The 19,504-nt window shown below is 70.8% G+C and carries 14 protein-coding genes and 1 pseudogene; 12 read left to right on the top strand and 3 right to left on the bottom strand.

Features of this window, described 5'->3' with window-relative positions:
• The first annotated feature begins 53 nt into the window (after window positions 1–53).
• The 8 genes and pseudogenes from ABD346_RS32455 (at window position 54) to metG (ending at window position 9,262) form a co-directional block, all read left to right on the top strand.
• Window positions 54–719 carry a helix-turn-helix domain-containing protein gene (locus ABD346_RS32455; protein ID WP_344379777.1) on the top strand — a complete coding sequence of 222 codons (666 nt, stop codon included), beginning with the start codon at window positions 54–56 and terminating at the stop codon, window positions 717–719.
• 228 nt (window positions 720–947) lie between these two features.
• A complete protein-coding gene (locus tag ABD346_RS32460; protein WP_344379828.1) occupies window positions 948–1,478 on the top strand; it encodes a toxin-antitoxin system, toxin component in 531 nt (176 codons plus the stop codon).
• Window positions 1,479–1,481: 3 nt separating this feature from the next.
• Window positions 1,482–2,684, top strand: coding sequence for an MAB_1171c family putative transporter (locus ABD346_RS32465; RefSeq protein WP_344379779.1), 1,203 nt, complete (start codon window positions 1,482–1,484; stop codon window positions 2,682–2,684).
• Window positions 2,668–4,092 (top strand): FAD-dependent oxidoreductase, encoded by a 1,425-nt coding sequence (locus tag ABD346_RS32470; RefSeq protein WP_344379781.1) that lies wholly within the window; start codon window positions 2,668–2,670, stop codon window positions 4,090–4,092. Before ABD346_RS32465 ends, ABD346_RS32470 begins: the two co-directional genes overlap by 17 nt.
• A 94-nt stretch (window positions 4,093–4,186) precedes the next feature.
• Window positions 4,187–5,470: a VWA domain-containing protein gene (locus tag ABD346_RS32475; protein ID WP_344379783.1), complete on the top strand. Its 1,284-nt coding sequence runs from the start codon at window positions 4,187–4,189 to the stop codon at window positions 5,468–5,470.
• A gap of 35 nt (window positions 5,471–5,505) precedes the next feature.
• Window positions 5,506–6,276: a hypothetical protein gene (locus ABD346_RS32480; protein WP_344379785.1), complete on the top strand. Its 771-nt coding sequence runs from the start codon at window positions 5,506–5,508 to the stop codon at window positions 6,274–6,276.
• A gap of 127 nt (window positions 6,277–6,403) precedes the next feature.
• Window positions 6,404–7,312: pseudogene (locus tag ABD346_RS32485) on the top strand (NAD(P)-dependent oxidoreductase); the annotation flags it as partial.
• Window positions 7,313–7,537: 225 nt separating this feature from the next.
• Window positions 7,538–9,262 carry a methionine--tRNA ligase gene (metG, locus tag ABD346_RS32490; RefSeq protein ID WP_344379787.1) on the top strand — a complete coding sequence of 575 codons (1,725 nt, stop codon included), beginning with the start codon at window positions 7,538–7,540 and terminating at the stop codon, window positions 9,260–9,262.
• A gap of 72 nt (window positions 9,263–9,334) precedes the next feature.
• On the opposite strand, the gene ABD346_RS32495 is transcribed toward metG, so the two are convergent.
• Together ABD346_RS32495 and ABD346_RS32500 are read right to left on the bottom strand one after the other, a co-directional pair.
• On the bottom strand, window positions 9,335–11,398 hold the full coding sequence (locus ABD346_RS32495) for a phosphocholine-specific phospholipase C (RefSeq protein ID WP_344379789.1): 2,064 nt from the start codon (window positions 11,396–11,398) through the stop codon (window positions 9,335–9,337).
• A 198-nt stretch (window positions 11,399–11,596) separates the two neighbouring features.
• Window positions 11,597–12,268 carry a DUF6445 family protein gene (locus ABD346_RS32500; RefSeq protein WP_344379791.1) on the bottom strand — a complete coding sequence of 224 codons (672 nt, stop codon included), beginning with the start codon at window positions 12,266–12,268 and terminating at the stop codon, window positions 11,597–11,599.
• A 517-nt stretch (window positions 12,269–12,785) separates the two neighbouring features.
• Between ABD346_RS32500 and ABD346_RS32505 the strand changes: the two genes are divergently transcribed.
• A complete protein-coding gene (locus ABD346_RS32505) occupies window positions 12,786–14,045 on the top strand; it encodes an ROK family transcriptional regulator (protein ID WP_344379793.1) in 1,260 nt (419 codons plus the stop codon).
• A gap of 33 nt (window positions 14,046–14,078) precedes the next feature.
• Here ABD346_RS32505 and qcrB read toward each other — a convergent pair whose 3' ends face one another.
• Window positions 14,079–15,722 carry a cytochrome bc1 complex cytochrome b subunit gene (gene qcrB / locus ABD346_RS32510; protein WP_344379795.1) on the bottom strand — a complete coding sequence of 548 codons (1,644 nt, stop codon included), beginning with the start codon at window positions 15,720–15,722 and terminating at the stop codon, window positions 14,079–14,081.
• 279 nt (window positions 15,723–16,001) lie between these two features.
• On the opposite strand from qcrB, the gene ABD346_RS32515 reads away from it, so the two are divergent.
• The 3 genes from ABD346_RS32515 to ABD346_RS32525 all read left to right on the top strand — a co-directional run bounded on the left by ABD346_RS32515 (window position 16,002) and on the right by ABD346_RS32525 (window position 19,468).
• Window positions 16,002–17,129 (top strand): polyprenyl synthetase family protein, encoded by a 1,128-nt coding sequence (locus tag ABD346_RS32515; RefSeq protein WP_344379797.1) that lies wholly within the window; start codon window positions 16,002–16,004, stop codon window positions 17,127–17,129.
• Window positions 17,130–17,328: 199 nt separating this feature from the next.
• A complete protein-coding gene (locus ABD346_RS32520; RefSeq protein WP_344379799.1) occupies window positions 17,329–18,669 on the top strand; it encodes a sugar phosphate nucleotidyltransferase in 1,341 nt (446 codons plus the stop codon).
• Between the two features lie 64 nt (window positions 18,670–18,733).
• Window positions 18,734–19,468 carry an SDR family oxidoreductase gene (locus tag ABD346_RS32525; RefSeq protein WP_344379800.1) on the top strand — a complete coding sequence of 245 codons (735 nt, stop codon included), beginning with the start codon at window positions 18,734–18,736 and terminating at the stop codon, window positions 19,466–19,468.
• The last annotated feature ends 36 nt before the right edge of the window (window positions 19,469–19,504 follow it).

Genomic DNA, 19,504 nt, shown 5'->3' on the forward strand with positions numbered 1-19,504 from the left:
CGGAGCATCCACTGTTGTGCCCACCGACCTCGCATGATCTAGGAGAACTACTGGTGACGGACGGCTTCTTGGTTCCGGGACCGGCGGCCACGGGCCCCCTCGCGGCCGTCGTCGCCCGTGTGGCCGAGCTCGCCGGAAAGCTCGGTACGAGCCAGGCGGACGTGTTTGACGTCCACCGGCTCTCCGAGGCCTCGGGCGTTCCGGCCGACGTCGTGGGCGCGCTCCTCGACGGGCAGCCGGCCGGCGAACCCGATCTGCAGGCACGCTTCCTGCAGCGGTTCAGCCTGCTGCGCAGCACCCGGCGCAAACCCAACGGCCGCCCGTACACCCAGCAGGAGATCGCCGACGGCGCGGGCATGTCCCGCCAGCAGGCGGGCGCGCTGATCAACGGCGACCGGCGGCCGACGATGGAGCACTGTGACGCGATCCAGCGCTTCTTCGGCGTCCACGCGGGGTTCCTGACGGCCGACGACACCGACGCGCTCGGCGGCGCACTGCTGCGCACCGAGCAGGAGCTGCTCCAGCAACTCGCGGGCCGCGAACGCGAGGGAGCGCTCGCCGGGGCGCCGGGCGGCGACGCGCTGGAGCGCCTGCTCCAGGACCACGGGGTACGCGGCATCGCCTGGCGGGCCGCCCAACTGCCCACGGACAAGCACCACGACAAGGTCACCGAGTGGCTCGACATGCTCCTGGAGAGCGTCAAGCGGTCGGAGTCCTGACGTGATCCGCACCACGCGGCGGCAGCACCCTGCCGTACCCTTCGGCCTGCCCGGACGACGCCGTCCATTCATTTCAGGCCGTCATGTGATGCCAAGTTCAACGAACTCCGGCTCAATGTTGACTGGATCAATCGCGTACGGCTCGGCAGGCTGCACAGAGACGGGCTGCTCGACGAAGTGCTGCTCCATGAACGGCTGGCGGGGAGAACGGTGGGCATAGGCAAGGAGATGCGCCGGCTGTGCGGCGAGCTGGTCGCGGGAATCACGATCCCCGCCCCGGCGGAGCCGACCGCTCTGTACGCCGCCCTGTGCGAGGGCATGAGCAAGCGCCGCGGCCGCCCCGTCGAGTTCCGCATGGCGGCCTTCCCGGCGGGCACCGCGAGCGGGCTCTGGCTCGACATGGCGGACCGGGATCTGGTGGTGGTGGAGGAGCGGACCGCCCCGGACCACCAACTGGTCATTCTGGGCCACGAGTTGTGGCACATGAACGCGGGGCACGGGAGCCACCACGTCGACGGCGGGACGGTCGCGGCCCGTCTGCTGTCCGCGGAGGGCGACCTCGGCGCCGCTGTCCGCAAAGTGGCCGCTCGCACCCGCTCCCACCTGTCCGAGGAGACCGACGCCGAGAGCTTCGGGCTGCTCCTCGGCAGCAAGTGCCGCCCCTGGCTGACCGGTTCCGGCATGCGCGGACCGGTGCGCCGCGACATGCTGGCCGGCCGCATCGAGGCCACGCTGGGGTACCGCGGGCCGCAGGGCTGAGGCGTGCAGAGCCAGGACTACTACATACCGGCCGCCGCGATGGGGGCCGCGCTCGCCTTCAAGGTCCCCTCGCTGGTACGGGCCTGGCGTGATCCGCTGCTGCGCGCCGTGTGCGCGCTGCTCGCCATGGCCGGCCTCGTCTTCTTCTTCGCCGCACCGCCGACCATCGCCGCGGTCAACCGGATGACCGGCATCCGCAACTTCTCGGCGCCCCTGGTCTATTCGCTGCTCAGCGCGTTCAGCGCCTCCTGTCTGATCCTCATCGTCAACTGGCGCGGCGGACCCCCGGAACAGACCCGGCGGATCTCGCGCCGGTGGATCACCGCGTACAGCATCGAAGTCGTCGCGCTCATCGTGCTGTTCGCGCTGGGGAAGACTCCGGTGGAGCGGCTGCGGGACCTGGACACGTACTACGCCAACACTCCGTACATCCGGGAAATGATCGTGCTCTACCTCGTGGCGCTCACCGTCGCGGGTGTCTCGATGAACGTGATGTGCTGGCGCTGGGCGCTCCAGGTGCACGGCTGGCTGCGGGCCGGGCTGCTGATCATCGTGTTCGGCTATCTGTTCAATCTGGCCTACCTCGTAGCCAAGTTCAGCGCGGTGTTCGCCCGCTGGGGCGGGCACGACCTGGACTACCTCAGTTCGGACGTGGCCCCGACGCTGGCCTCCTGGGGTGCCCAGATCAGTGCGGTCGGCTTCTGTCTGCCGCTGGCCTGCCAGCGGTTCGCGGACAGTTGGAGCACCTGGGCGACCTACCGGCAGCTGGGGCCGCTGTGGCACGTACTGCACGCCGGGGCGCCCCGGCACCACCGGCCGGTCCACATCTCCTGGTGGTCCTCGGCCGAACTCCGTGTGACGCAGCGCGAGTCGGACATCCACGACGGCATGCTGGGCCTGTACCCCTACTTCGACGCCAAGGTGCGCGCCGCGGCCTACGAGGCGGCGCTCGCGGCAGGATCGGACCCGCTGCTCGCGCACGCCGAGGCCGACGCGATGATGGTGACGGAAGCGGTACGGGCCCGGGCCGCCGACCCCCTCGGCAAGATCGTCAATTCCGCCGAGGCATCCGGCTCGACGCCGCCCGAAGGGCCGCGCGATCTGGTGCGGATGTCCGTCGTCCTGCGTCAGTCACCCGTCGTCGCGGCAGCCCGAAGGCGCGCCGCGACCAGGTCAGAGAGCGATTCCCATGAGCGAACCCGTTAGCTTCCGCCGGGGTACGGGCCCCCGCAGAGCCGTTGTCATCGGCGGGGGGATGGCCGGAATGCTGGCCGCCGCGGCGCTGCACGAGCACGCCGACGTGATCACCGTCGTCGAGCGGGACGTGCTGCCGGCCGGTCCCGAGCCGCGCAAGGGACTCCCCCAGGCCCGTCACGTCCACGTGGTGTGGTCGGGCGGCGCCCGGGCGATGGAGGACCTCCTGCCAGGGCTCACCGACCGCTGGCTGGCGGCCGGCGCCCGCCGCATCCCGCTGCCCACGGGCCTCGTGTCCATGCAGTCACAGGGCTGGCTGCGCCGCTGGCCGGAGATGCAGTTCATGATCGCGTGCAGCCGTGATCTGCTGGACTGGGTGGTGCGCGAGCAGGTCGTCGCCCGGCCGGGTGTCACCGTCCTGGAGCGCACCGAACTGCTGGGCCTGGAGGGGAGTTCGGCCCGGGTCACCGGGGTCAGGGTGCGCACCGCCGGGGGCGCGGAATCCGTCCTGGACGCCGACCTGGTCGTGGACGCCTCGGGACGCGGTTCGCGGGCCCCGGTGTGGCTCGGCGCGCTCGGTGTGCCCGCGCCGCACGAGGAGGAGGTCGACTCCGGCCTCGCCTACGCGAGCCGTGTCTTCCGCGCCCCCGCGGGCAGCGGGGACTATCCGCTGGTCAATGTGCAGTCGGACGCCCGCGAACCGGTGCCGGGCCGCACCACGACGATCGTGCCCATCGAGGGCGGACGCTGGCTGGTCACCCTCTCGGGCACCCGGGGCGGCCAGCCGACCGGCGACGCCGAGGAGTTCGAGAAGTTCGCCCGCTCGGTCCGCCACCCCGTCGTCGGGGAACTGATCGCCGAGGCGGAGCCGCTCTCGGACGTCGTCGTGACCCGCAGCACCGTCAACCGCCGGATCTTCTTCGAGCGGGTCAAGCAGTGGCCGGAGGGCTTCGTCGCGCTGGGCGACGCCGTTGCCACGTACAACCCGGTCTACGGGCACGGGCTTTCGGTCGCGGCCCAGGGCGCGGTCGCGCTGCGCGACAACGTGTCCGTCCACGGGCTCGCCTGCGCCGGGCTCGCCCGCCGGGTGCAGCGGGCGGTGGCCCGTCCGGTCTCGGTCGCCTGGGACCTGGCCACCGGGCAGGACATCCTCTACCCGGGAGCGGTGGGCCGGCAGCCCGGACTCGGCGCGAAGGTACTGCGCCGGTACGTGGACCGGCTGCTGCTCACCGCGACCGGACGGCCGCTCGTCACCAAGGCTTTCTTCGAGGTGATCACGCTCTCGTCCCCGCTCACCGCGCTGGTCCGCCCCGAGGTCGTGCTCGCCGTCCTGCGCGGCCCCGCCCTGCCCAAACTGACGACCCCTCCGCTGACGGAGCGTGAACTCGCTGTCGCCCAGCGCCCGCAGAGCACTCCGTGACCGAACACATCAATCCGTCGCCGGATCCAGGGATTTGAGGGGATCGGTCCCGCACGATTTGGGACCCGTATCGATGCTTCCATAAGATCCGGCGATGATCACCAGAAAACGGCTGGCGGCCGGAGTGTGCGCGCTGGTCGCCACCTTCGCCACCGGCATCCTTCCGGCCGCGGGCACGGCCTCCGCCGCCGCGGCGCCCGACGGGCAGTCCGAGCAGGCCGCACCCAAGGTCGACCTGGTCCTCGACGTGTCCGGGTCCATGCGGACCGCCGACATCGACGGCAAGTCGCGGATGGCCGCCGCCAAGCAGGCGTTCAACGAGGTCCTCGACGCGGTCCCGCAGGAGGTCCAGCTCGGGATACGCACCCTGGGGGCCAACTACCCCGGCGAGGACCGCAAGGTGGGCTGCAAGGACACCCGCGCGCTCTACCCGGTCGGCCCGCTGAACCGCACCGAGGCCAAGACCGCCGTCGCCACCCTCGCACCCACCGGCTGGACGCCCATCGGCCCGGCGCTCCAAGGCGCGGCCGAGGACCTCAAGGGCGGCGACGCCACCCGCCGGATCGTGCTCATCACCGACGGCGAGGACACCTGCCAGCCGCTCGACCCGTGCGAGGTGGCCCGCGACATCGCGGCCCAGGGCATCCACCTCACCATCGACACGCTCGGCCTGATCCCGGACGCCAAGACCCGCGAGCAGCTCACCTGCATCGCGGAGGCCACCGGCGGCACCTACACCTCGGTGCAGCACACCGATCAACTCTCGGGCAAGGTCAAGCAGTTGGTGGACCGGGCGGCCGACCCGGTCGCCGTGCCCGTCGCCACCAACGGCACCGCGAGCTGTGAGAACGCCCCTCAGCTCAAGCCCGGCCTGTACACGGACCGCGAGAAGTTCTCCGAGCACCGCTCGTACAAGGTGGACGTGAAGCCCGGCCAGGAGCTGCGGGCCTCCGCCAGTATCGGCGTGGACCGCCAGACCAACCCCGACTACGGCGTCCTGCTGCGGGCGGTGACCGCGCACGGCCGTGAGATCGTCCGCGGTTCGGAGGCGGGCGACGGGCGTACGGACCTGATCTCCACGGGGCTCCGCTACCCCAAGGCCCCCGCGGACGACTCGGACGACAAGACGCCCGAGACCGTGTGCCTCCAGGTCTCCAACTCCTTCTCCGCGCCCCCCGGCGTCAAGACCGACCCGGGTCTGCCGGTCGAGCTCGCCATCGACGTGGTGGACGGCCCCGACCATGCCTCGGACGTCGCCGCCTTCGGCCTCGGCCGGGGCTGGTGGCTGCTCGGCGCGCTCGCGCTGGCCGGTCTCGTCGCGGGTCTGGTGTGGGGCTGGATCTCGCGCTGGCGCATCGCGGTCTGGCGGACCAACTGATGCCCGACACCATCTCTCACCTTGGGGGCCAACTGATGCGTACCGTACGGAAGGTGGCGATCGCCGCACTGGCCGGCGCGGCGGTCCTCGGCGGGGCCGGATCGGCGCTCGCCGACACGCCCTCGCCGAGCCCCTCCGCGTCGAAGAGCGATGCCGCGCCGACCGAGGCCGGCACCGCCTTCCGTACCGCGGTCGCCGTGCGGCAGGGCCAGAAGGCGACCGCATCCGGGTCGACCGGCGACTACCTGTACTGGATGTTCCCCGCCGACGCCGGGCAGCGCCCGACCGTCACGGCCAAGGTCACGCTGCCGGACACGGCCTCCCGGCACGGCGCCTCCACCTGGCGCATCGACGTGTACGACGGGCTGCGCCGCCGCCAGCCCTGCATGTACGGCACCCAGTCCCGCTCGGCGGCGCAGGACGCGGCCACCGTCGAGCTGTCCTGCACCCTGCGGCCGACGGTCGCCTGGGCCGACACGTGGTCGAACGATCCGCTGCCGGGCAGCTACTACGTCCGCCTGACGGCGGTCTCGCTGCCCGAGACCGACCGGGGCCTGCCGTTCAAGACAGAGGTCGAGCCGACCGTCCTGGACACCGGCGGCGCGCACGCCGTGGACGGCAGGCTGGCCACCCCGCTCGGCGCGAGGTCGGCGGTCGAGCCGGACGGCGGCTGGGCGTCGGGCTGGTGGACCGACCGCTGGCTGTGGACCGGCGCGGGCGGCCTGCTCGCCGCGCTCGCGGGCGTCGCCGGCTACAGCCTGACCCGCGGCCGCGGCCGGCCTTCGCGGGTGCCGCCGGGGGTGTGATCGCCCGCTGAGGCACCGGCTCCGGCCCGCCGTCCCGCCCCGGGACGGCGGGCCGGTCTCATTTCCGGCGGCGCCGTACACCCTTCGGCGGCCCCATCCGTACGAGACTCGGAGGGCACGCGACCGAGCGCCACCCTCCGCGAAGGAGTTCACCGTGTCCTCACCTTCGAGCACGCCCACCGTCGCCGTACTCGGCACCGGGATCATGGGGTCCGGCATGGCCCGCAGTCTGCTGCGGGCCGGGCTGTCCGTACGGGTCTGGAACCGGACCCGGGCCAAGGCCGAGGCGCTGGCCGACGACGGGGCCGGTGTGCACGCGGACGCCGCCGAGGCGGTGCGCGGCGCCGACGTCGTCCTGACCGCGCTGAACGACGGCCCCTCCGTGTCCGCCACCCTCGACGCCGCGGCCCCGGGCCTGCGCCCCGGGCAGCTGTGGCTCCAGACCTCCACCGTCGGACCGGACGCGACGCTCGAACTGGCCGGCCGGGCAGCGGAGTTGGGGGTGGTGTACTGCGACGCCCCCGTCCTGGGCACGCGGGGGCCCGCCGAGGAAGGCAGACTGACCGTCTTCGTCTCCGGGCCGGCCGAGTCCCGCGAGCGCCTCGCGCCCGTCCTCGACGCGATCGGGCAGCGGACCGTCTGGGTGAGCCACGAGCCGGGCGGGGCCTCGCGCCTGAAACTGGTCGCCAATACCTGGGTGATCAATCTGGTCGGCGCCGTCGCGGAATGCCTCGGCCTCGCCGAGGGGCTCCAGGTGGACCCCCGCCTCTTCCTGGACGCGATCGCGGGCGGCCCGCTGGACACCGCCTATCTGCACACCAAGTCCGCCGCCCTCCTCACCGGCGACCTGAAGCCCAGCTTCGCCGTCTCCACCGCCCTCAAGGACACCCGGCTGATCCTGGAAGCGGCCCAACAGGCGGGCGTGCGGCTCGACTTGACGGAGGCGTCGGCCGAGCGGTTCGCCCGGGCCGAGGCGGCCGGGCACGGCGACCAGGACATGGTCGCGACGTACTTCGCGGGCCGCACCAAGCAGTGACCGAAGCGGGCGATGACCGTCCGTGACGGGCCGCGACGGACGGTCAGGCCCGGGGCGGGCCGGGGCCGCAAACTCGGGCGAGAAGCGTCCGGGCGGTTCGATAGCATGGCTCTGCCCATCGGGCGGGGGTGTCACCTGGTGTGAGCCTCCGGGTGGGCCTCCCTACCTGGGTTCGCCGCGGCCGCGCCGCGGTGCCGCACGCACGAACATAAGGAGCATCCGAGGATGTCTCGACACCTGATCACCAGCGCGCTGCCGTACATCAACGGAATCAAGCACCTGGGCAACATGGTCGGGTCGATGCTCCCCGCGGACGTCTACTCCCGCTACCTGCGCCAGCGCGGCCACGACGTCCTGTACATCTGCGCCACCGACGAGCACGGCACCCCGGCCGAGCTGGCCGCCAAGGAGGCCGGGCTCTCGGTCGCCGAGTTCTGCGCGCAGTCGCACGACACCCAGAAGGCGATCTACGACGGCTTCCACCTGGCCTTCGACTACTTCGGCCGCAGCTCCTCGCAGCAGAACGTGGAGATCACGCAGCACTTCGCGCGGAAGCTGAAGGAGAACGGGTTCATCGAGGAGCGGGCGATCCGCCAGGTCTTCTCGATCGCCGACGACCGCTTCCTGCCGGACCGCTACATCGTCGGCACCTGCCCGCACTGCGGCTACGACAAGGCGCGCGGCGACCAGTGCGAGAACTGCACCCGCGTCCTGGACCCGACCGACCTCCTGGAGGCCCGCTCCGCGATCAGCGGCAGCAGCGACCTGGAGGTCCGTGAGACCCGGCACCTCTTCCTGCTCCAGTCCAAGCTCCAGGGCGAGGTCGAGGAGTGGATCGACCGGGTCGGCGGCGAGTGGCCGCAGCTCGCGTCGTCGATCGCCCGCAAGTGGCTGACCGAGGGGCTGCACGACCGCTCGATCACCCGTGACCTGGAGTGGGGCGTGCCGGTCCCGGCCGACACGTGGCCGGAGCTGGCCGCGGAGGGCAAGGTCTTCTACGTCTGGTTCGACGCCCCGATCGAGTACATCGGCGCGACCAAGGAGTGGGCCGACCTCGACCCGGCGAACCGCGACTGGAAGTCCTGGTGGTACGAGCCCGAGGGCGCGGCCGACGTCCGCTACACCGAGTTCATGGGCAAGGACAACGTCCCCTTCCACACGGTGATGTTCCCGGCGACCGAGCTGGGTGTGCGCGAGCCGTGGAAGAAGGTCGACTACGTCAAGGCCTTCAACTGGCTCAACTACTACGGCGGCAAGTTCTCCACCTCGCAGCGCCGCGGCGTCTTCACGCACGACGCCCTGGAGATCCTGCCCGCCGACTACTGGCGCTACTTCATGATGGCGAACGCCCCGGAGTCCGACGACACGTCGTTCACCTGGGAGCACTTCACCGCGACGGTCAACAAGGACCTCGCGGACACGCTCGGCAACTTCGTGAACCGGGTCCTGTCCTTCTCGCGCAAGCGCTTCGGCGACGACGTCCCGGCGGGCGCCGAGGCCGGGGCCGCCGAGGGGAAGCTGGGCGAGGAGATCGCCGGGCTGCTCGCCGAGTACGAGGGCCACATGGAGGCGCTCCAGTTCCGCAAGGCGGCCGCTTCGCTGCGCGCCCTGTGGTCGGCCGGCAACTCCTACCTGGAGGAGAAGGCCCCCTGGCTGGAGATCAAGACCGATCCGGAGGCGGCCGCGCTCACGCTGCGTACGGCGATGAACCTGATCCACCTGTACTCGGTGGTGTCCGAGCCGTTCATCCCGTCCTCGGCCAAGGCCATGCGCTCCGCGTTCGCGCTGACCGACGATGTTGCCACCTGGGTGACGCCGGAGCAGGCCAGGGGCCTGGACACGGTTCCGGCCGGTACGGCCTTCACGGTGCCGCCGGTGCTCTTCGCGAAGATCACGGAGGAGGACCTGGAGTCCTACCGCGAGCGCTTCGGCGGCGCGGACGAGGTCTGATCCGATCTTTGATCCTTGATACGGCTGTGGGGCCCTGTCCGGTCGGGCAGAGCCCCACAGCCGTCTGTACGGTCAGGCCGTGAGAAGCGCCGGGTCGCTCACGCCCGACGCGCCGGTCTCCACGTGGCCGGCGAACCGGCGCAGGAACGTGGCGTCGGCGTCCGATGTCACGGACACGTCGTACCAGCTCTTGCTGCCGCGCAGGTCGACCGTGAACGTGACGGTGGCGCCCGTGGCCACGGTGAAGGTCTGGGTCGCCCCGCCGTAGACGCTCGCGTTCGCGACCTTGAGGTGGACCGTGGTCCTGCCCGCGTTGGTCATGGTCAGGTCGAGGTTGCCGGTGCCCGCGTTGTGGCGGGCGGTGATCTCGGGTCCTGCGGTCTTGCCGGGGCTCCGGAACGTCCGCAGGAAGCCGTTGGGCCCGAACACGCTGAGATTGGTGGCCCCACTGGAGTAGGCCGTGTTCCAGGCGTCGGCGATCGTCTTGCCCGCCTCCGTGGTGTAGGTCCACGGTCCGTCCGTACGGTTCGCGGACGTCACGAGGAACTGCGCGCCGGCCGAAGCGCCGCCGCCGAAGGTGAGCGAGTACTTGCCGGTGCTCACGTTCGCCGACCCGTCCACGAAGGGTGCGTACGGCAGCGGGCGGGTGGGCCGGGAGCCGGCCTCCTGCTTGGGGAGCGTGCCGGTGGCGGGCGGGACCGGCACGAAGTCGGGGTGCCTGTTGTGGTCCGGCGGGATGTACGCGGTCGTCGAAGGCAGCGACGGGGCCGAGGAGTTGGTGCGGCTGAAGTCGAACGCCGAGGTCAGGTCGCCGCAGATCGCGCGCCGCCAGGGCGAGATGTTCGGCTCGTGCACGCCGAAGCGGCGCTCCATGAACCGGATGATCGAGGTGTGGTCGAACGTCTCGGAGCAGGTGTAGCCGCCCGTGCTCCAGGGCGACACGACGAGCATCGGCACCCGCTGGCCGAGCCCGTACGGACCGGCCGCGTAGCTGATGTTGCCCGGGAAGTAGTCGGGGGCGGTCGCGACCGTGGACAGGCCCTGGGAGGCGCCGGAGGGCACGAAGGGCGGGATCACGTGGTCGAAGAAGCCGTCGTTCTCGTCGTACGTGATGAACAGCGCCGTCTTGGCCCACACCGCGGGGTTCGAGGTGAGCGCGTCCAGGACCTGCGAGATGTACCAGGCTCCGTAGTTCGCGGGCCAGTTGGGGTGCTCGGTGAACGCTTCGGGGGCGGCGATCCAGGAGACCTTGGGCAGGGTGCCGGCCTTGACGTCGGCCTTCAGGATGTCGAAGAAGCCGTCGCCGTTCTTGGCGTTGGTGCCGGTACGCGCCTTGTCGTACAGGGGGTCGCCGGGCTTGGCGTTGCGGTAGTTGTTGAAGTAGAGCAGCGAGTTGTCGCCGTAATTGCCCCGGTAGGCGTCGCTGATCCAGCCCCAGCCGCCGTTCGCGTCCAGGCCGTCGCCGGTGTCCTGGTAGATCTTCCAGGAGACGCCCGCCTGCTCCAGGCGCTCGGGGTATGTGGTCCAGCCATACCCCTTCTCGTCGTTGCCCAGGACGGGGCCGCCACCGGTGTTGTCGTTGCCTGTGTAGCCCGTCCACATGTAGTAGCGGTTCGGGTCGGTGGAGCCGATGAACGAGCAGTGGTACGCGTCGCAGATGGTGAAGGTGTCGGCGAGCGCGTAGTGGAACGGGATGTCCTCACGCGTGAGGTACGCCATCGTCGTGGACGTCTTGGCGGGGACCCACTGGTCGTACTTGCCGTTGTTGAACGCCTTGTGGCTGCCGGTCCAGTCGTGGTTCAGGTCCTGGATGAACTGCAGGCCGAGCTTGTCCGCCTTGGGCCGGAAGGGCAGCACCTCCTTGCCGCCGCCGACCTGGTGGAACACCGACTTGCCGCTGGGCAGCGTGACGGGCCGCGGGTCACCGAAGCCGCGGACGCCCTTCAGGGAACCGAAGTAGTGGTCGAAGGAACGGTTCTCCTGCATCAGGACGACGATGTGCTCGACGTCCTGGATGGTGCCGGTGCTGCCCGCGGCCGGGATGGACGCGGCCCGCGCGATGCTCTGGGACAGCGCGGCGAAGGCGGCGGTGCCGCCCGCGAGCTGCATGAACCGGCGCCGGTTGAGTTCAGCCATGAGTGGGGGCCTCTGCAAGCGTGAGGGAACAGGGGGGCGAGAGGGGTGTACCAAGAACACCCAGGGCTACGGAAGCCCCCATGTCGTCACTGTGACGTTCCGCGGTACGGCAAACGAACAAGCACCCCATCCGGCGTGCCACACCACATATTTGTGGATTTCCTGTGGCGGCGGCCTACGCCGTGCCCCTGCCCACGCCTATGCCATCCAGAAGAAGACCGCGGTCATCCGCTTGTCTTCGATGGTGCTGCCGCAGTAGCCGGTGGCGCTGTGCATGGTGTTGGCGGTGTAGAGCAGCAGCCGGTTGTAGCGGTGCGCGACCCGCACGTCCTCGGTGAAGGAGTCCGGCGGCACGAAGCGCGTACCGAGCGCTTCCACGAGGTTGTTGTGCGGCGCGGTGACCATGTTCCCGCCCAGGACGCCGCCCGGCAGGCTCTGCCGGAAGAAGCTGGTGCCGCAGTCCTTGGGCGCCCGTGGACTGAGGTAGAGCACCGCGGCATAGCGGCACAGCGCCCGCGAATCGGTGTGCGGGCGCGGCTCGCTCTCGCCGGCGCCGACGACCTGAATGCAATTGTGATTGAGGGTGGCACCGCCGGGGGCGGTGGCCTGCCACAGCTCCTTGGCGCCCGTGTGCTGCTTGACCAGGCGCTCCACCCGGGCGAGCTCGGCGGGCGCGAGGCCGGGCATGGTGCGCAGTCCGGGCCAGGACTCGGGCTTGTGCGGATATCCCTCGACCCAGTCGTCCTTGGCGACACAACGCGCCCTGACCTCGTCGATGTTGGGCAGCACATCGTCCAACACCCAGTAGTCCCGGCCGAGTTTGGGCTTGCGATAGGGAAGAACCGGGAGCACCGGACGGTTGGGGGGCATGCGGCCGACCATACTGGCGGGTCACCTGCGACTCTCCTCCGAATGGGTCAACCTTTCGCCAATACCGTGGAATTGACCGGGCCGGGAAATCGGGCACTGGCTCGCAATTGTCCGGTGGGTGAATGCCGACAAAGAAAGGGGAGGGCAAGGAAGAGCAATGATCGGGTAACGGATCCCTCGGTATTTCGTCAGGTGGGTGTCGATCGGCCGATGGGAAGTGACCGGCGTGCGGCCGCTGAGAACGGCCGCCGTTCGACCGATGGGCACGGCCGGCGGGGGAACGCGCGCGCCGGGTCGGCGACCGAGCTCATCGTCGCCGGCCGGTCGGGGCAGGGACCTCGCCGCCCGTCGGCCGGCGGGGGCGCCCGTCCGCGTCGCGCGGGCCGGTGAGAGCGCCCTCGGCCGGTACCGCCGTCTGCGCCGTCCTCCGTACGCGCACACCCGAGAGCGCTCTCACCGGCCGGCCGCACGCGGCGCGGACGGCCACGCCCCGGGAACCGGCACGGGGATTAGGCTCATGGACGATATGGACGACCACTCGACGACTCCCCCCAGTCATCCCGCCCCGCCGCTCGCACCCAAGGCGGACAAGGACACGGTGCGTCGGCACAACCTCAGCCTGGTGCTGCGGGCCGTGCACGACGAGAGCGCTCTCAGCCGGGCGGGGGCCGCCGCCCGCACCGGCCTGACCAGGGCGGCCGTGTCCTCGCTCGCCGATCAGCTGATCCGGGCCGGGTTCCTCACCGAGTCGGGCAAGTCGTTCAGCGGGCAGGCCGGGCGGCCGGGCACCATGCTGACCCCGGCCCGCACCGGTGCCGCCGGGGCCGGGGTCGAGGTCAACGTCGACTATGTGTCGGTGTGCGTGGTGGACCTCGCCGGGACCGACCGGGTGCGCCTGACCGAGCACCTCGACAACCGGAGCGAACCGGCGGCCGGCGTGCTGGCCCGGGCGGCCCGGTTCGCGGCCCGCGCGCTGGACTCGGCGGCCGAGCAGGGGCTCCACCCGGTCGGCGTGGAGCTGGCGCTGCCCGGCCTGGTCTCGCAGGGTGCGGTGCGCCAGGCCCCCAACCTGGGCTGGAACCAGGTCGAGGCCGAGGAGATGTTCAGCAGGGCCCTGCTGCTCCTGCGCCCCAACTCGCCTTCCCTGCCTGTCGGTTCGGACAACGAGGCCAATCTCGCGGCGCTGGCCGAGCTGTGGTTCGGCGGTCCGGACAGGCGCGTGGACCACTTCCTCTACCTCACCGGGGAGATCGGCGTCGGCGGGGCGCTGGTCGTCGGCGGTGAACTGCTGCGCGGCGCGCACGGCTTCGCCGGCGAGATCGGGCATGTGGTGGTGGACCCGGACGGCCCGGAATGCCGCTGCGGTTCGCGGGGCTGCCTCGAACAGTACGCGGGCCAGCTGGCGCTGCTGCGGTCGGCGGGCCTGGACGAGAACGCCGGGATACCGGGCGTCACCGAGCTCGAACGCCGGGCCCGGGCCGGCGATGAGCGCGCTCTCGGCGCGCTCGCCGACGCGGGCCGCACCCTGGGCATCGTCCTGTCCGGCGCGGTCAATCTCTTCGACCCGGACGCGGTCGTCCTCGGCGGCATCTACCGCACCCTGATGCCCTGGCTCGCCCCCGCCGCCGAGCACGAGCTGACCCGCCGAACCGTGTCGGGCCTCTGGGCCCCGGAGAACGGCCGGCTGCGCGCCTCGTCACTCGCGGGGGACGCGGCCCGGGGCGCGGCGGCCCGAGTCGTTCGCAGGGTCCTCGCGGATCCGCTGGCCTACGGGTAGGAGACCTCGCGCGGGGAGCGGCCCGGCGACGCCTCAGTGATGCCCGTCCCCGCGGTTGAGTTCCCGGTACTCCTCGGCCGTCGGTTTCGGGATCTGGCTGCCGGGGCCGTACATCGCCTTGGCCAGACGGGCGCGCAGGCGGTCGGAGCGGCGTGGTGTGCGTACGACACCGTTCGCGTCGACCGTCGGGCCGAGCTCGTAGGGTCGGGGCTGTTCATGGGCGGTCAGGGTGTACAGCTCGGCCTGGGTGAGCGGGGTGTGGACCTCCACGTACTCTCCGTGCGGCAGGCGCTTGACGATGCCCGACTCGCGGCCGTGCAGGGCCTTTTCGCGGTCGCGGCGCTGGAGGCCCTGGCAGAACCGCTTGGCGACGACGAAGGCGACGGCGGGGCCCACGAAGACCCCGATGCGTACGAACCAGGTGATCGCGTTGATCGACACATGGAAGTGGGTGGCCCACAGGTCGTTGCCGCCGCCGATGAGCAGCACCCCGTACAGCGTCAGCCAGGCGACGCCGAGGCCCGTGCGGACGGGTGCGTTCCGGGGCCGGTCGGCGATGTGGTGCTCGCGTCTGTCGCCGGTGATCCACGCCTCGATGAAGGGGTAGACGGCGATCGCCGTCATGATCAGCGGGAAGAGCATGAAGGGGATGAAGACGCCGAGCTGGAGGGTGTGGCCCCAGGCGTTGATCTCCCAGCCGGGCATCACCCGGATCAGCCCCTCGGAGAAGCCGAGGTAGAAGTCGGGCTGGGCCCCGGTGGACACGAGGTCGGGCCGGTAGGGGCCGATCGCCCACAGCGGGTTGATGGTGGCGACCGCGCCCATCACCGCGAGCACCCCGAACACCAGGAAGAAGAAGCCGCCCGCCTTGGCCATGTAGACGGGCAGGAAGGGAGCTCCCACCACGTTCTTCTCGGTCCTGCCGGGCCCGGCGAACTGGGTGTGCTTGTGGTGGAAGACCAGGATCAGATGGACCACGACCAGGCCGAGCATGATGCCGGGCAGCAGCAGGACGTGGATCGGGTAGAGCCGCGAAATGATGTCGTGGCCGGGGAACTCGCCGCCGAAGAGGAAGAACGAGAGGTACGTTCCGATCACGGGGATGGACAGGATCGCGCCCTGGGCGAAGCGGATGCCGGTGCCGGAGAGCATGTCGTCGGGGAGCGAGTAGCCGGTGAGCCCGGTGAGCAGCGCCAGCATCAGGATCGTCCAGCCGAACAGCCAGTTCACCTCGCGCGGCTTGCGGAACGCGCCGGTGAAGAACACCCGCATCATGTGCACCATGAGTCCGGCGACGAAGACGATGGCCGCCCAGTGGTGGATCTGCCGGATGAGCAGTCCCCCGCGCACGTCGAGGCTGATGTTCACGGCGGATTCGTAGGCCCGCGTCATACGGATGCCGTTCAGCGGCACGTACGAGCCGTGGTAGACGACTTCGACGCCGCTCGGCTCGAAGAACAGGGTCAGCCAGATGCCGGTCAGGATGAGGATGAGGAAGCTGTAGAGGCAGATCTCGCCGAACATGAACGACCAGTGGTCCGGGAAGATCTTGCGTATGTTGGCCCTGGCCAGCGTGTGGATGCCGAGCCGGCCGTCCGCCCAGTCCGCGAGCCGCTCGCCCTTGCCGGGCTCGGGCGGCCGTCCGTCGGTCCGGGTGCCTTCGATGCGTCCGCTCATGCGTCTCCCCCTCAGGCGGATACCAGGGTAGGCACGGCGCCCCGACGCAGCCAACAGGGCCTGTGGTAAAGGCATGTGATCGATGATCAGATGATGGCCGCTTTCGGGTGGGGCGCGGCACGCTCACCGGGGGTGGTGCGTTCGTGTCGTGCGGTGGTGCCCGGCCCCGGCCGCCGCATGTGGCGTCCTGGCGGCCATTCCCGCTGATTTCAGTGGTCGTCCGCGAGAATGCCGTACCGCAGTCTTTGAGGGGCTCGCTCGACAGACGGGACTCGGCACATGACCGAAATCGAAGCGTCTCGCACGGCACCGGAAGCGTTCGAGGCGGGTTTCCGGCTGCGCGATGTGGTGGTACGTGAACTCGACGCGCGCTGGCCGGCCGGGGCGGGCGGCCTCGACGAGGTGTGCCGGCACTCACTCCTGCCGGCCGGGAAGCTGTTCCGGCCCTGCCTGCTGCTCGCGAGTACGCAGGCGGTCGGCGGCGACCCGACGAGCGTGCTTCCCGCGGCGGTCGCGGCGGAGTCCGGCCATGTCGGCAGCCTGATCCACGACGACATCATCGACGCGGACGCGGTGCGCCGCGGCCGTCCGGCGGCCCACCACAAGTACGGGGTCGACGAGGCCATCGTCGCGGGCGACCTGCTCTTCTTCTCGCTCTTCGAGTGCCTCGCCGAGTGCCACGAGCGGGGTGTTCCGGCCGACCGGGTGGTGACCGCGGTCGCCGCGATCTCGCGTGCCGGAATGGATCTGTGCCGGGGCCAGAGCCTGGAGGCACGGCTCACCGGGCGGCGGGTGTTCGAGGTGGGCCCGTATCTGGAGATGGTCCGCCTGAAGACGGCGGCGCTGTTCCGCGCGGCGTGCGAGGTCGGCGGGATCCTGGGCGGGGGCGGCCCGGCCGCGCTCGCCTCGCTGGTCTCGTACGCGAACCATCTGGGCGTCGCGTTCCAGGTGCACGACGATCTGCTGGCCTACACCGGTGATGCGCAGAGCGCGGGCAAGGCGCCGACGAGCGACGTCCGCAACGGACGACCGGTGCTGCCGGTCATCCTCGCCCATCGCGACGGCGGCGGGTCGAGGCGCCGGCGGATCGAGGACTGCCTTGCGGGGCGTACGGATCCGGTCGAGGCGCTGGCCGCGCTGACCATGATCCTGCGGACGTCGGGGGCGATCGACGCGTCGCTCGCACTGGCCGGCCGGCACGCGCACGCGGCGGTCGCCGCGCTCGACGGACTGCCGCACGGCGAAGGGCGCGATCTGCTCGCCGAGTTCGTGACCCGGGCGCTGGCCGCGATTCCAGGCGCGGAAACCCGCGCGGGGACGGCCGCGTCGACGGCCGCGGAGCAGGGTGCAGGGACGGGCCCGAAGGCGGGCGCGGCGACGAACACCGCCGGGCACCGGCCGGGCTGAGCCATCGGGGCCGAATCCGGTCGAGGGCTGTGACCATCCGTCACAGCCCTCACTTGTGCCCCCTCCGCACCGGCCTCCGGGGGCGGTAAGACGCCTCCTTACCCACCCCAACCAGCCATGTTTACTTGTTACTTGACTCAAGATGACTGCCAATGTTGAATTTGTTGGGTCGCAGAGTCAGCCGAGGAGGCAGGACACTATGGGGGACGACAACACCGCCGGAATCATCCTGGCGGGCGGCAGGGGGGAACGGGCGAAGCCCATCACCCTGCAGTCCGCCGACTACATCCGCAGCAAGGCGCTCATACCGTTCGCCGGCCGGCCACTCATCGAGTGGATCGTCGAGGCCTGCCGCGAACAGGGCATCCGCCGCTTCTACGTGGTGGCCCAGGGCATGGAGAACCGGAGCCAGATCAAACTCGTACTCGGTCACGGCGAGCGGTACGGCGTCGAGATCAACTACTCGCGGTCCCGTTTCGACCAGTACAACGTCGGCTCGGGCGCCGCCACTTTGCACAACCTGGAGCAGTGGGACCTCACCGGGCCCGCGCTCGTCATGCCGGTCGACTCGCTGTTCGACTTCTCGCTCGACCGGCTGCTCACCACCCACACCGCGACGGATGCCCTGGTCACGGTCGCGGCCGTCACCCGCACCCCGCAGGAGACCGCCAACAAGTACGGCGTCATGCGCACCACCGACCAGGGGCTCATCTCCGGCTTCGTCGAGAAGCCCCGGCTCGAACTCATCGAGCACCTCTTCCCCGAGGCGCTCGCCACCCCGAAGGCCCGCACCATCGCCACCAGCGCGGGCATGTATCTGATCGACTGCGGAAGGCTCCGACTGGCCGCCCGCAACCCGGAGTTGATCCGGCTCGCCCAGCAACGCCTCGACTGGGGCGGTGACTTGCTGCCCTGGCTGGTCGGCCACGACCTGCCGGTCGCCGTCGAGCCCATCGACCGGCTCGGCGACCTCGGCAGCATCGGGGACTATCTCGACACCCTTGGCGAGGTGTTGACCGGCCAGTACCCGCAGATGAACCGGGCGATGGAAAGCCCGCTCAGCACGGAGCCGCGGTACTGGATCCACGAGTCCAGCCTGCGCACCAAGGACAACGTCACCGGAACCACCCTCGCCCAGAAGATCGCGGACGGCAGCGTCGTCATCGGGCCCGGGGTGCGCATCGGCCGCCATGCCGAGATCGGGGCCGGTGTCCACCTCCAGTACACCGACATCGGCGACGGCGTCGATGTGCACGAGGGCGTCCATCTGAACCGCTCCGCGCTGGGAGACGCCGCGGTGGTCGGGGCGTACGCGCAGATCAGCGACTCCTACATCGGGCCGATGGCGCATGTGCACTCCGAGCGGCGCAGCCCGGTCCGCCTGGACGACCACTCGGCACTCGGCGACGGCGCCCACCTGTGGCCCGGGACCCGCCTGTCGGGGGTCAGCGTCTACCCGAGGCTGCGCGTGCCCGCCGTCTCGGGGCTGCCCGCGGGAACGCAGCTCACCAGCTCGGACGACATCCTGCAATGGGTCTGACCCGATGCCCGGGTCCCAACTCCCTGACCGATCAACGGATATGACGCTCTTTCAGGAGACTTCCGTGAACAGTCCGATCGCAGTGATAGGCGGTACCGGCCGGGTAGGCCGGCTCGTGACGCAACGGCTCCTGGACCGCGGCGAGGCGGTACGGGTCGTCGGCCGCAGCACCGAGCGCGGCCGGGAACTGCCCGAGGAGGCCCAGTTCTTCCTCGGTGACGTACGCGAACCGGAGACGCTGCGCATTCCGCTGCGCGGCTGCTCCGCGATCGTCTACACCGTCGAGCCGGGGACCGATCCGGCGGGCCCCGACAGCCCCGAGTCGACCCTGCACACCGGGGTCCGCAACGCTCTGGCCGCGGCCCGCGGCGGGGCGGTGCTCCCGCAGTTCGTGCTGGTCAGCCAGCGCTATGTGACGCGCAGGGACCACCCGATGAACGCGTACGGCCGGATGCTGGACTGGCGGCTCGCCGGCGAGGACGCGGTGCGGGTGTCGGGCCTGCCCTACACGGTGGTGCGGCCGAGCTGGCTGACCGATCTGGACGGCGACTCGCGCATCACCCTCGAACAGGGCGACCGCAGGGACGGCTACGTCTCGCGCCGGGACGTAGCCGAGGCCTGCGTCCAGGCCCTGTACTGCCCCTCCGCGCGCGGGGTCACCTTCGAAATGCGCAGCGAGCCCGGCAGCGCGCCCGCCGCATGGGAGCCGCTCTTCGCCCGGCTCCGCTCCGACGAGCCGGCCTACGAGGCCGGCGGCCGCCAGTTATCCGATCCGGTCGCCGACCGGGCCATTGCTTGACCATCCGCTTGACGTCGAGTCATCAGACTCATCAGA

Source organism: Streptomyces mauvecolor (genome assembly GCF_039532965.1).
GTDB classification, from domain to species: domain Bacteria; phylum Actinomycetota; class Actinomycetes; order Streptomycetales; family Streptomycetaceae; genus Streptomyces; species Streptomyces violascens.

Excerpts from the sequence above, each read along its gene's own strand:
- ABD346_RS32460 (WP_344379828.1), top strand. The coding sequence starts at position 948 with ATGCGCCGGCTGTGCGGCGAGCTGGTCGCGGGAATCACGATCCCCGCC.
- ABD346_RS32470 (WP_344379781.1), top strand. The coding sequence starts at position 2,668 with ATGAGCGAACCCGTTAGCTTCCGCCGGGGTACGGGCCCCCGCAGAGCC.
- ABD346_RS32475 (WP_344379783.1), top strand. The coding sequence starts at position 4,187 with ATGATCACCAGAAAACGGCTGGCGGCCGGAGTGTGCGCGCTGGTCGCC.
- ABD346_RS32480 (WP_344379785.1), top strand. The coding sequence starts at position 5,506 with ATGCGTACCGTACGGAAGGTGGCGATCGCCGCACTGGCCGGCGCGGCG.
- metG (WP_344379787.1), top strand. The coding sequence starts at position 7,538 with ATGTCTCGACACCTGATCACCAGCGCGCTGCCGTACATCAACGGAATC.
- ABD346_RS32495 (WP_344379789.1), bottom strand. The coding sequence starts at position 11,398 with ATGGCTGAACTCAACCGGCGCCGGTTCATGCAGCTCGCGGGCGGCACC.
- ABD346_RS32500 (WP_344379791.1), bottom strand. The coding sequence starts at position 12,268 with ATGCCCCCCAACCGTCCGGTGCTCCCGGTTCTTCCCTATCGCAAGCCC.
- ABD346_RS32505 (WP_344379793.1), top strand. The coding sequence starts at position 12,786 with ATGGACGATATGGACGACCACTCGACGACTCCCCCCAGTCATCCCGCC.
- qcrB (WP_344379795.1), bottom strand. The coding sequence starts at position 15,722 with ATGAGCGGACGCATCGAAGGCACCCGGACCGACGGACGGCCGCCCGAG.
- ABD346_RS32515 (WP_344379797.1), top strand. The coding sequence starts at position 16,002 with ATGACCGAAATCGAAGCGTCTCGCACGGCACCGGAAGCGTTCGAGGCG.
- ABD346_RS32520 (WP_344379799.1), top strand. The coding sequence starts at position 17,329 with ATGGGGGACGACAACACCGCCGGAATCATCCTGGCGGGCGGCAGGGGG.